General features: G+C 38.8%; 8 protein-coding genes. 5 read left to right on the top strand and 3 right to left on the bottom strand.

The window, feature by feature from the left end:
* The first annotated feature begins 103 nt into the window (after positions 1 to 103).
* Complete coding sequence (locus tag ACI6MV_RS11495) at positions 104 to 802, top strand: polysaccharide deacetylase family protein (protein WP_407270440.1); 699 nt, start codon at positions 104 to 106, stop codon at positions 800 to 802.
* Positions 803 to 904: 102 nt separating this feature from the next.
* On the opposite strand, the gene ACI6MV_RS11490 is transcribed toward ACI6MV_RS11495, so the two are convergent.
* The 3 genes from ACI6MV_RS11490 to ACI6MV_RS11480 all read right to left on the bottom strand — a co-directional run bounded on the left by ACI6MV_RS11490 (position 905) and on the right by ACI6MV_RS11480 (position 4,230).
* Entirely contained in the window at positions 905 to 2,386 is a 1,482-nt protein-coding gene (locus ACI6MV_RS11490) for a DHA2 family efflux MFS transporter permease subunit (RefSeq protein WP_407270439.1), read from the bottom strand.
* Positions 2,387 to 2,473: 87 nt separating this feature from the next.
* Positions 2,474 to 3,019 (bottom strand): PadR family transcriptional regulator, encoded by a 546-nt coding sequence (locus ACI6MV_RS11485; RefSeq protein WP_407270438.1) that lies wholly within the window; start codon positions 3,017 to 3,019, stop codon positions 2,474 to 2,476.
* A gap of 47 nt (positions 3,020 to 3,066) precedes the next feature.
* Positions 3,067 to 4,230: a YhgE/Pip domain-containing protein gene (locus ACI6MV_RS11480; protein WP_407270437.1), complete on the bottom strand. Its 1,164-nt coding sequence runs from the start codon at positions 4,228 to 4,230 to the stop codon at positions 3,067 to 3,069.
* Positions 4,231 to 4,601: 371 nt separating this feature from the next.
* Here ACI6MV_RS11480 and ACI6MV_RS11475 point away from each other — a divergent pair, with 371 nt between their 5' ends.
* The 4 genes from ACI6MV_RS11475 to ACI6MV_RS11460 all read left to right on the top strand — a co-directional run bounded on the left by ACI6MV_RS11475 (position 4,602) and on the right by ACI6MV_RS11460 (position 12,418).
* Positions 4,602 to 5,312, top strand: a complete 711-nt coding sequence (locus ACI6MV_RS11475; RefSeq protein ID WP_407270436.1) for a LytR/AlgR family response regulator transcription factor — start codon at positions 4,602 to 4,604, stop codon at positions 5,310 to 5,312.
* A gap of 3 nt (positions 5,313 to 5,315) precedes the next feature.
* A complete protein-coding gene (locus ACI6MV_RS11470; RefSeq protein WP_407270435.1) occupies positions 5,316 to 6,641 on the top strand; it encodes an ATP-binding protein in 1,326 nt (441 codons plus the stop codon).
* Positions 6,642 to 6,805: 164 nt separating this feature from the next.
* Positions 6,806 to 9,883, top strand: coding sequence for a glycoside hydrolase family 3 N-terminal domain-containing protein (locus tag ACI6MV_RS11465; protein ID WP_407270434.1), 3,078 nt, complete (start codon positions 6,806 to 6,808; stop codon positions 9,881 to 9,883).
* Between the two features lie 90 nt (positions 9,884 to 9,973).
* Entirely contained in the window at positions 9,974 to 12,418 is a 2,445-nt protein-coding gene (locus ACI6MV_RS11460) for a beta-glucosidase (RefSeq protein ID WP_407270433.1), read from the top strand.
* The last annotated feature ends 17 nt before the right edge of the window (positions 12,419 to 12,435 follow it).

Raw genomic sequence — 12,435 nt, 5'->3', positions numbered from 1 at the left:
ACTTATTATTAATACCAAAAAAAGTAAATAATAACTAACTTTAACAAATGGAATTATGATATAATTTAAAATTGTAAGAATAGTATTTTAAGGAGAAAAAAATATGAAAAAGAAAATAATATTCATTTGTATAGCCATTTTTATAGTTTTCCTTTTATTATTTTGTACTTATAAATTGATGAACTCTAGATCTTTTCAAGTATTTGGTGGACTGACAAATGAGGTAGAAACAAATCAGAAAGTAGTTGCATTAACCTTTGATGATGGTCCAACCAAAAATGTGGATCGTATTCTAGCATTGTTAGAACAATACGATATAAAAGCGACATTTTTTCTTGTTGGGAATGAGATTGAAAAGAATCAAAAAGAAGCTGAAATGATTGTAAAAGCAGGTCATCAGGTTGGGAATCATACATACTCCCACCAACGAATGATTTTCAAATCGCCTTTCTTTATTAAAGAGGAAATTGAAAAAACAGACCGTTTGATTAGAAGTGTCGGTTTTGAAGGTGAGATAGACTTTCGGCCACCAAATGGTAAGAAGCTTTTTGCATTACCTTATTATTTAATGAAACATAATAGAGACACTATAACTTGGAATATTGAACCTGATAGTGCTGATGATAAAATTGATTATGTGAAGCGAAATGTAAAGAATGGTTCGATTATTCTCCTGCATCCTATGTATGATGATTCTGGGGAACAGCTCAAATTAGTTGAAGAAATAATTAAGGTATTGTTAAAAGAAGAATATGAATTTGTGACAGTGAATGAACTTCAGCAATTAAAAGATAATAAGTAGCTTTAACACAAAAAACATGGAAATATTTACGCGGTTACTTGTGTATCGAGGCTCTTTTTTCATTCATAAAATAAAAAAGGCAGGGGAATCACCCCTGCCTCCCTAACGCTGCCCCAACGGCTTCTGGCCCTGCAAACTCTCCTCAGACGCTTGTTCAACGCGCTTGATAAAGAATGACAAGATTAAACTAACTACGGCGAAAGCTAACATCGCGAAATAAGCGTCATTAATCCCTTGGATGGAAGCTTCCATCTTCAAGTATTCTTTGGTGCCGCTTGCTCCACTTGCCATAAGGTCTCCGAGGTGTGTAGCGGTTCTGCTTGTCATGATCGTTACTAACAGAGAAGTACCAATTGCGCCGGCTACTTGTCTAGTGGTATTCGAGATTGCTGTTCCATGCGCATTCAAGCTGGATGGTAGTTGATTGAGCCCTGCCGTTTGAAGTGGCATTAAGAATAGCGCCATGCCAAGACGACGGCCGGCATACATCAAGATGAGCACGGTATAGCTAATTGAGTCAGTTAAATTTGTAAACGAGTACGTCGTAGCGATAACGATGATAATCCCGATAATGGCCAGCCATTTTACTCCGAACCGGTCAAACAGTTTGCCGACTACTGGACTTAATAAGCCCATTAACAATGCTCCTGGTAACATTAGAACACCAGATTCTAAAGCGGTAAAACCCCGTGCATTTTGCAAATACAACGGCAGTAAAATCATGTCTGCATACATGACAACCGTGATCGTACAGTTAATAATCGTCGTTAAAGAGAACATGTTATATTTAAATGCTCTCAAATCAAGAAACGGATCACTGGAGCCAAGTTGTCTCCACGTAAACAATACAAGGGTGACGAACCCAACAACAAGTGAAACAATTACTTCTATATTTGACCAACCAGCATGACCGGCCTCACTGAATCCATAAAGTAGCCCGCCAAATCCAATTGTCGATAAGACTAAGCTGATAAAATCCATTTTGCTTGCTGTCGTCTCAGACACGTTTTTCAGAAAAATAAACGCACTGATAATAATCACGACAACAAACGGAATCATACCATAAAACAATACTTGCCAAGGGTATACGTCAAGCAAATACCCTGCAATCGTTGGTCCAACTGCCGGGGCAAAAATAATCGCAAGCCCGATTGTTCCCATTGCTGTACCGCGTCTTTCTGGCGGGAACAGCGATAACACCACATTCATTAGTAGCGGCATTATAATACCAGTGGAAGCGGCTTGAATTAATCGTCCTGTTAATAGCACCGAAAAGTTCGGCGCAACTGCCGATACGATTGTCCCGGTAAGAAAGATAAACATCGAAGCTAGAAACAACTGCCTCGTTGAAAATCGTTTCATTAAAAATCCAGTGACCGGTATCAGCACACCATTAACGAGCATATATCCGGTTGTCAGCCATTGACCGGTTGAGGGTAAAATATTGAATGCATCCATCAATGTTGGCAGTGCAACGGTCATCGTTGTTTGATTAAAGAGTGCAAAAAAAGCACCCAAAATCATAATCGTCAGGATTGGTATTTTTTTGATCGTACTTCTATCTTGTGTTGCGCTCGTGCTCATTACAATACTTCCTTTCTTTAGTGCATAGCACTTAACAACAGGAGATCTAGAAAAAATGGGACGAGGAACCTGACCCCGCGTTCCCCGTCATTTTTTCACGAATTCCAATAGTTTCTCCAGCCAGCTGATGTTGAAATCGGCGTTGTTGAAAGAATGGTCATAGATGAAATCGAGTGATTGTTTTGTTTGTTCATTTAGCTTTACATAGCCTTCGAGAAACTTTTCATTGTTCTGATTCCGCTCTTTCACCTGTTGCAGTCGCTGCTTTTCTTTTGTTATCGTATCTTCTAATATAGTTGCTACTTTTTGTCTGTCTACGAATTGAAGCAAATAAATCGATATATACAGCTCACGAAGAATCACTGTGTTTTTAAAACTATCGTATATTCCTTGTTCGAGTGCCTTTCTACCATCTGTTGTAATCGCATATAAGGTTTTATCTGGGCGCTTGCCTTCTTGCACCACTTCGACTGCTTCGATGTGCCCCTTTTTTTGTAATGCTTCAAAGTTATAGTAAAATTTACCCTCACTAAACTGGCTATTCGGCAACGCCCGAACGAGTTTCTTTTTAATCTGATAGGGGTGGTCGTTACTAATTGCCAAAATCCCTAGTATATATAAACGGATCGACATGAAGAATGCCTCCTTCGCTAATATTAATATTGATTAGCATCATCATATCAAATAAAAGCAGGAGAAGGTACATTCTCCTTATTCGTGTCCTGATTTTTGCGGTGTACCACCGCGACAATCAACACATTAATTACAATTGCTGCGACGCCAATTAATGCTAGATGCCATTCATAACTTGCTAACTTACCTCCACCAAACATAATGCTGTAATCGGATTGTACACTGTAGTACATTGGTGAAACGTAACTAATTGCACGATAAACACCGTACATCATGTCGCGCGTCACGACCGAGCCGTTAGCAATTACTTGTGCTAACATGATTGGAAGGTTGAGAATCATCCCCAATTGTCCCGCTAACAAACAGAATACAGAAGTGAATTGCAGAGCAACAAATAGTTCCAACGCATGATGCATCCATAAATGCATAAACGTTGTGCTACCATATCCGTGAATAGCAAATAAAATAGAAATCCCAATTAGTGGGGCGATAACGGCAATCATAACCGTAACAATATTCATGTATAAATAGCTTTTCCATTTACCAATCTTAGCTTTCATATCTCTAAATGTGCCAGTTAACATGAGTGATGCAATCATCGCGCCAACATAAGAAACCAATGTAAGGAACATTGGTGCCATTTGATTGTGCATGCCATCCGGTACTTCATTAATCGTAACTGTATTTACATCCAAGCTGTTTTGAATAGAAGCAGCTAGTTCACTTGCTTGATCTTCAGGGACGTTGAAATTAGCTAAGATCCCCTCAGCTTTACTTATCGAAAATTGCTCACCTAATTGTGCCTGTACTTGATCAATAACAGATTGTGTCGTGCTTGTGATAATCGTTGGATTCGATTCGTTTGTATAAAAATCAATACCAGGCTGTGTTTCACCGCTTGTTAAATTCGCCGTAAAATCACTTGGTATATGGATGACCAATTGAAGATCCCGATCATTTAACATGTCTCTGCTTTCCTCTAATGAGTAACCTGTTTCCACATGAAATGGAAGTTCTTCCGATAATTGCCCAGCAATCGTCTCCCCGTAATTGCTGTCTTCATTGACCAATGCTACATTCATCTGATCAATGTTCTTTGGAATCGCACTGTAGCCTGGAATATAAATGACCATAAAAATAACTTGATAAAAAATGGCCATGAACATGGCTGCAATGACCCCTCTGTTTTTTAAAAACTGTTTGAAATCCATTCCCTCATCCCCTGTTATTTACTTTTATTTATATTACTCTAATTAGAGTATATGTGCATGAAAGATATTACTCTAATTAGAGCATTTGGTCAAGGGGATTAGAGTAGAAAAAAATTTGCTAGTGCAGAGGTGTATACTTTAAATGTAAAAGACAACTGAAATAGATGGCTTGGCATAGCAATCTATAAGTTAATAGATATGCTACATGTGATTAACTTGTAATTTTTCCATTGTGTATTTGATCTGATGAATTTTTGGAAACACGGACCGGAAGAACCGACCCCTCGACCCACTTAAATGTTGAATTGTGGCGATATGTTTATCATAATGGGTCTATGTTAGTTTTTTATTTTGCAAAAGGAGCGGTAGTAATGACAAGAATTGCAATTGTTGAGGACGAGCCGCGTGCATCTGATTTGTTGTCGGGCTATCTTAATCGTTTTTCTGAAGAAAATCGGGAGAACTTTGTTATTACGGAGTACAGAAATGCGCCTTCATTTTTAGATCAATACCAATCTGGTTTTGATATCATTTTACTTGATATAGAAATGCCTTATATGAATGGGATGGATATGGCAAGAAAGTTGCGAGAAATAGATAGTGAAGTGATCATTATTTTTGTAACTAATATGGCACAATTCGCAGTAAAAGGATATGAGGTTGATGCATTGGATTTTATCGTCAAGCCTGTATCTTACTCTAATTTCGTATTTAAGATGAAGCGTGCATTGAATGCGTTAAAAGTGAATGAAGAACAAGAGATTGTTGTTTCTTATGCTGGAGGGCTTACACGTATATCTTCAAACAAACTACTTTATGTAGAAGTAAGCGGACACAATGTGACGTATCATTTAATCGATAAGAAGATTGAAGCGCGTGGTTCGCTTTCTAAAATAGAATCAGACTTGAGCAAGTGGAATTTTCTTCGCTGTAACCGGTGTTATTTGGTTAATCCTCGTTATGTGGAATGGGTGCACAAGTATACGGTTAAAGTGGGGGATGACGTATTACAGATTAGCCACCCAAAGCGTAAAGAATTTATGAGAGATTTGAACGATTGGCTGGCGAAGGGTGGTAAATAACCTATGAACATTGTGTTAGTTATTGTATGGGTTTCTTTAGTACTCCGAATCTTTATAGGTGGAATAATGTTTTCAAGGGAATTTGTACCTCGTAATCATTTTTTTGCTCGTTTTTCCTTGTCACTTATGGGTATAGCTGTGTCTTTCTATCTATTTTCCACATTTTTGGCCGATGCTGATTGGAACGACTATTCGATTTTTGGAAGTATGTTCTTTTTTCTTTTGTCATTTTTAATTACGGTTTTATTTATTTTTATATGTTACAAAGAATCCGTTTGGGCCATCATGTTATGTGGGATTACTGGATATACAGTTCACCATCTTGCTTCAGAAGTTTTTAATGTGATTCGATTAATGACCAATCTCGATAGTTATGTTTTAACTCCCAATTTTTCTGATGCTGTACTATTGTTTCTTTTGGAAGGTGTAGTTTTAGTCGTTGTTTATACGATTGTTTATATTGTTTTCGCGCGGAAAGCAAATCTACTCGTATCGATTGAATCAATGGGACGCAATGTTCTTGTCTTGTTGTTTATCATGCTATTTATGATGATTATTATTAGCAACGTACGTGACTATTACTTTAATGGTGTGCATAGCGTTGTACTTACAATCATTACGTGCGTATTCTCGATCCTCGGATGTGTGCTCGTGCTCATGGTTAGAGCTGGTATTTTGGAAAAAGGCAAACTCGAACGTGAAGTCGAGTTAATTCAACAGCTTCGTTATCAGGAACATAAACAGTACGAACAAAGAAAAGAATATATTGAGTTGATTAATATCAAATCGCATGATCTAAAGCGGCTCATTGAAAAGCATGAATCAAAAGGAACGATTCTGACGAAAGACGAGTTAAATGAAATTAAAGATGCGATTACGATGTATGATACGTCAGTCAAGACTGGAAATGAAACCTTAGATACGATTATTGCGGAGAAAAGTCTGTACTGTGCCAATCACGGTATTAAGTTTTCTTGCATTGCAGACGGAGAGAAGCTTAATTTTTTATCAGTGAGTGATATTTATTCGTTGTTTGGCAATGCAATGGAAAACGCGCTAGAAGCCGTATCACTTCTGGAAAAGGATGAAAACCGGATTATTAGCTTTATCGTTAAAGAAAGCAAAGGCATGATTTCGATAAATATAGAAAATACGTATGCGGGTAGACTAGTGTTTAATGATGGATTACCGCTTACAACAAAAGAAAATACAAAATATCATGGATATGGGCTAAAGTCGATCCGTCATGTAGTAGATAAATATGGAGGCACATTAACAACAAAAGCAGATGAAGTGTTCCGTTTAAACATTTTAATGCCAATCCCCTAATAGATGCTAAGAATATGCTAATAAAATGTAAGAATAGGACAGTCTTATTGAATAGGGCGTCCTATTTTTTTATTATATCTGTAAGCGATTGCACGAAGCGGTTGCTTAACATGCAATATTATTTGTTATAGTTGCAATCTATTATTAGGAGGTATTATTCGCTCATGAAAAAAAATAAGCAAAAGAAAAAGCGAAGTGGAAAAGTTGGTAAGATCATACGTACAGTGCTATCAGGTATGCTTACCGTTGTATTAATCGTTTTAATGGTGTTAGCCAATACGCTACTACCTGAAAATAACCGAATGGTTAACAATATCATCGGTTACAACAAATCGATAGATAATTCGGATGTGAATACGGAAGGACTAAATTTAAACTACAATGAATCCGATTACACAGAGGATGAAATAGCGGAGGCTGAGGAAGAGCTTAATATGAAAATAGCAGGAGAAGGCATTGTGCTATTAAAAAATGAAAACAATGCAATGCCATATCCAGAAGAAACTACATTCAGCTTCTTTAGTGCTAACAGTGACAATTTCGCTACCGGTGGATTTGGTATACCTGGTACCGCGACAGGTGTTACTAGTCTGAAAGCTGGCTTTGAATCTAGAGGATTTGGTGTAAATGAAACGATGTGGGATTTTTATGCATCAGGAAATGGTAAGGATTATGGATTAGGACCAGGCTCGATCAGCTTTGGTGATGAAGAAGATTTTTCAATCAATGAAGCTCCATTGGCTGACATGGAAAGTGAAGAAGGATTGTTAGATAGTGCTGAAGGAACGGTACCTGTATTTGTGTTAAAACGCGTGGCTGGAGAAGGACGTGATATGCCGCGTTCGATGTATAACCACACGGACAGGTCAGAAGATCAGACAAAAAATTATCTTGAACCAGATTCAGTAGAGTTAGAGATTTTACAATATTTAAATGATAATTATGATGATGTAGCATTGTTGGTTAATTCAAATGCAGCATTGGAATTGGATTGGATCGAACAGTTTCCTAATATCACTAGCGTCGTGTATGCGCCAGCGCTTGGAGTATACGGAATTAATGCACTGGCAGACATTTATGCTGGGGATATTAATCCATCCGGACGTACGGTAGACACTTTTGCAGCAGATGCCCTAGCATCACCAGCAGCAAAAAACTTCGGAAGTTATCAATATTATACAGAAGATGGCGAACAGACGAAATATAACTATGTAAGCTATAAAGAAGGTATTTATGTAGGTTATAAATACTATGAAACTAGATATGAGGATGTTGTTTTACAACAAGGAAATGCTGGGGAGTATGATTATGCATCAGAAGTCGTATATCCATTTGGTTATGGTCTTTCTTATACGAGCTTTGAATGGGACAATTACGCTACTTCATGGGACGGAACTACAGCTACGGTTACAGTCGATGTTACCAATACGGGTGACGTTGCAGGTAAAGATGTTGTGCAAATTTATGCACAAAGTCCATATACCGAGTATGACAAGCAATACAACGTAGAAAAACCTGCTGTTACATTGGTTGGTTATGGTAAATCAAATGAACTACAACCTGGTGAAACAGAAACCGTCACCGTTACTTTTGACCAAGAGCAGTTAAAATCATATGACTATGTTAATGCACAAACATATATTTTAGATGCTGGAACGTATTACATTACAGCAGCGACTGATTCGCATCATGCGGTTAATAATGTGCTTGCCGCAAAAGGAACTACAGCTGCTGATGGTATGACGACAGATGGAAATCAAGAATTGGTTGCAACATATGAACCAGATATTGCTGATGTTGATACGACAACTTATGCCCAAGACACGGCAACTGGAGTTGAAATTACCAATCAATTTGATGCCGCAGAAGGCGATATTACGTATCTGACTAGAAATGATTGGGAAGGTACTTTCCCAACACATGACGGTGAGGTTAGTGATGTAATTAGTACGTGGGGTAATGAAATAAATGGTACAGATGAAAATGGAGATCCAGCAGCATACCTTTACTATAAAACAATTAGCGATGAAGGGTTAGCGCAGTTAGATTCAACCGATTCTCTAAGTCCGGTGGATCCTAGTACAATTGATGCAAACATTGTATTTGGTGCAGATAACGACTTAACGCTAATTGAGATGCGCGGCTTGGACTATGATGATCCGAAATGGGATGAATTATTAGATCAATTAACGCCAGAAGATTATCAGATGATGATCACACAATCTGGTTACGGAACAGCACCACTTGATTCGATAGATAAACCGTTTGTGATTGATGCGGATACGGCAGCAGGTTTATTTTATGGCGGAACAGGCATGATGTTCCAAAATAGTATGGTTCTTGCGCAAACATGGAATGTAGATCTTGCACAAGAATTTGGTGAGATGATTGGAAATGAAGCGTTATTAGGTGGAGCTAATGGTTGGTATGCACCGTCCATGAATATTCACCGCACACCTTTTAGTGGTAGAAACGGTGAGTATTACTCAGAGGATGCATTCTTATCCGGACATGTTGGGGCTGCAGCAACCTACGGGGCATCTAGTAAAGGATTGTACACGTACATTAAGCACTTTGCTTTAAACGATCAAGAAAATCACCGTGGAGACCGTGACGGACAATTTGGACTTGCAACATGGTCAAATGAACAAGCGATTCGTGAAATATATTTGAAGCCGTTTGAAATGAGCTTAAAATCAGGAACTGTCGAGTTGAATTACCTTACAGAAGGTGAAAATGGAGCGTACGAAAATACATCTCGCGAAATTCCATCAGGGTTAGGGGTAATGTCCGCTTTTAATCGTCTTGGTTATACATGGACGGGAGGACACTATCCATTAATGACAGGTGTACTCAGAAGTGAATGGGGCTTTAATGGCTTTGTGATTACCGATAATGCCAATACAGGCGTATTTATGGATGGTTATCAAATGATTGAATCTGGAGCAGACGGAAAACTAACGTATGCGCCGGATAGTGCACGCTATACGTTTGATGAAAGTAGTGAAGCGGAATATTACTACGGTCGCCAAGCGATGCACAACATGTTGTATCCGATTGCTAATTCTAATGCAATGAATGGTGCAATGCCGGGAAGTCATTTTGAAGAAGGCATGCAAGTGGCCAAAACCGTTCAAATCGCAATTAACGTGATTGGCACTGTGTTAATTGCTCTGATGATGTATCTCACATACCGAAGATTTTGGAAAAAAGACAAGAAGGCAGTTGTCGAATTGAATTAACACGATTGTATTTAAGCATAAGAATAGAATTTGAAACTGGGCGGTATTTCACGAAGATACCGCCCAACTATATAAAAAGAGGAAGAGACGATGAAATATAAAGAACTAATTCAACAGATGACTTTAGAAGAGAAAGCATCGTTCATGTCTGGGAAAGACTTTTGGCAGACGATGGATCTAGAACGTCTTGGGATTCCTAGTATGTTTCTTTCCGATGGACCGCATGGAATTAGAAAACAAGCAGAAGCAGCGGACCACTTGGGATTAAATGAAAGTATTCCGGCAACCTGTTTTCCAACCGCAGCAACTGTTGCTAATAGTTGGAATCAAGAGCTTGGTGAATTAATAGGGGACTATTTAGGGAAAGAGGCTGTTGCACAAAAGGTTAACGTGCTGCTCGGGCCTGGCATTAACATGAAAAGAAACCCTTTATGTGGACGGAACTTTGAATATTTCAGTGAAGATCCTTATCTTGCTGGTAAATTGGCTGCTGCGTATATTCGCGGGATTCAGTCACATGGCATTTCAGCGTGTGTGAAGCACTTTGCTGTTAATAACCAAGAAGCACGCCGGATGTCGATTGATACGATTGTTGATGAAAGAACGCTACGCGAAATCTATCTGACTGCTTTTGAAATTGCTGTCAAAGAAGGAAAGACAAAAACGGTTATGTCTTCTTATAATATGCTCAATGGTGCGTATACCAATGAAAATCAGCACTTAATGAGGGTAATCCTTCGAGATGAGTGGGGCTATGAAGGTGTAGTTGTAACGGACTGGGGCGGCAGTAATGATCGCGTCGCTGGTTTAGTAGCTGGAAACGAACTAGAAATGCCTACAACTGCTGGCGAAACGAATCTGGAAATCGTAAATGCAGTAAGCAGTGGGAAAATACAAGAAAAAGTACTAGATGAGGCAGTAGACCGTTTACTAGATCTTGTTTTTACGACGGAGCAAGTGTTCAACAATCCTCTGAGAGATAAAGATTTTGATGTGAATAAACATCATAGAGTTGCACAAAAGGTCGCGGAAGAGTCGATTGTACTGCTTAAAAATGAAGCAAATATTTTACCGTTACAAAAAAATAATAACCTAGCAGTGATTGGTCAGTTTGCTAAAGAAGCACGTTATCAAGGTGCGGGTTCATCAATAGTGAATCCAACGAGATTAGATAACACATTAGAATGCTTGGAAGAGTCAGGGCTTACGTGTATTGGCTATGAACCTGGCTTTGAACGATACGGTAAGAAAAATAACCAAAAAATAAATGATGCATGTACACTTGCTAAACAAGCAGATGTTGTTCTCCTATACATGGGTCTCGATGAAGCAACAGAAGCGGAAGGACTGGACAGAGCAAGTATGCACATACCACAAAACCAAATTGATTTGTTAAACGCATTATCCGAAGTAAACGACAATATCGTCGTTGTTTTATCTTGTGGTGCTGCAGTCGAAATGCCTTGGATTGATAAAGTAAAAGGACTTGTTCATGGGTATCTTGCTGGTCAAGCGGGTTCACGAGCAATGCTTCGTGTATTATCCGGAGATGTAAATCCATCCGGAAAATTGGCGGAAACGTATCCACTTCGTTATGAGGATACGCCTTCATCTCACAACTTCCCAGGTAAAGAAGTGAGCGTGGAATACCGTGAAGGGATGTATATTGGTTATCGATACTTTGATACAGCCGCTGTGAATGTATTGTTCCCATTTGGATATGGACTGAGCTATACGACGTTTGCGTATTCTAATATTCAAGTTGATCTGGACAAAGTGACATTCGATGTTACGAATACAGGTGATGTTGCTGGTATGGAAGTAGCACAGCTATATGTTGGCAGTGCATCTAGTGATATTTTTAGACCAAAGAAGGAATTAAAAGGATTTGCGAAAGTATTTATACATCCAGGGGAGACGAAAACGGTAACCATTGCTTTTGACGATAAAACATTCCGTTATTTTAATGTGAATACGAACAAGTGGGAAGTGGAAGCTGCGGATTACAACATCCTAATCGGTGCCTCAAGCGCTGATATTCGTCTTGAAACTACGCTAGCTGTCGAAGGGACGGGTGCACCTGCTCCGTATGATCAAGCAAAACTACCATCCTATTATACTGGCAAAGCAAGCAATGTTAGCGTAGAAGAGTTTGAATCATTATTAGGACATAAAGTTCCTAAGTCAACGTGGGACCGCTCCAAACCACTCGGCTACAACGATACAATTGCCCAGTGTGCATATGCAAAAGGTGGATTTGCGAGATTTGCTTTTAAGCTCATTACATTTGCCCATTGGTTTTTACGCAAGATTGGCAAAAGAGAAACTGCTAATCTAATTATGATGTCAGTATACCATATGCCATTCCGTGGGATGGCAAGAATGACTGGTGGGATTATTAATATGCCGATGTTAGACGGAATCTTAATGATCGTTAATGGACATTTCTTTAAAGGATTAGGACATGTGCTAAAGGAAAGAAAAAAGATGTTGAAACAAGCGAAAGGTCTTTCCAAAGCTGAGGCAAAAGGATGAACGGACAACCGGGAACA

This window comes from Radiobacillus sp. PE A8.2, assembly GCF_045635475.1.
In the GTDB taxonomy this organism is placed as follows: Bacteria; Bacillota; Bacilli; order Bacillales; family Amphibacillaceae; genus JBJGXI01.
This window is presented reverse-complemented; position numbering and strand designations above follow the sequence as displayed.

Coding starts and splice junctions, on each gene's coding strand:
- ACI6MV_RS11460 (WP_407270433.1), top strand. CDS start 9,974: ATGAAATATAAAGAACTAATTCAACAGATGACTTTAGAAGAGAAAGCA.
- ACI6MV_RS11465 (WP_407270434.1), top strand. CDS start 6,806: ATGAAAAAAAATAAGCAAAAGAAAAAGCGAAGTGGAAAAGTTGGTAAG.
- ACI6MV_RS11475 (WP_407270436.1), top strand. CDS start 4,602: ATGACAAGAATTGCAATTGTTGAGGACGAGCCGCGTGCATCTGATTTG.
- ACI6MV_RS11470 (WP_407270435.1), top strand. CDS start 5,316: ATGAACATTGTGTTAGTTATTGTATGGGTTTCTTTAGTACTCCGAATC.
- ACI6MV_RS11490 (WP_407270439.1), bottom strand. CDS start 2,386: ATGAGCACGAGCGCAACACAAGATAGAAGTACGATCAAAAAAATACCA.
- ACI6MV_RS11480 (WP_407270437.1), bottom strand. CDS start 4,230: ATGGATTTCAAACAGTTTTTAAAAAACAGAGGGGTCATTGCAGCCATG.
- ACI6MV_RS11485 (WP_407270438.1), bottom strand. CDS start 3,019: ATGTCGATCCGTTTATATATACTAGGGATTTTGGCAATTAGTAACGAC.
- ACI6MV_RS11495 (WP_407270440.1), top strand. CDS start 104: ATGAAAAAGAAAATAATATTCATTTGTATAGCCATTTTTATAGTTTTC.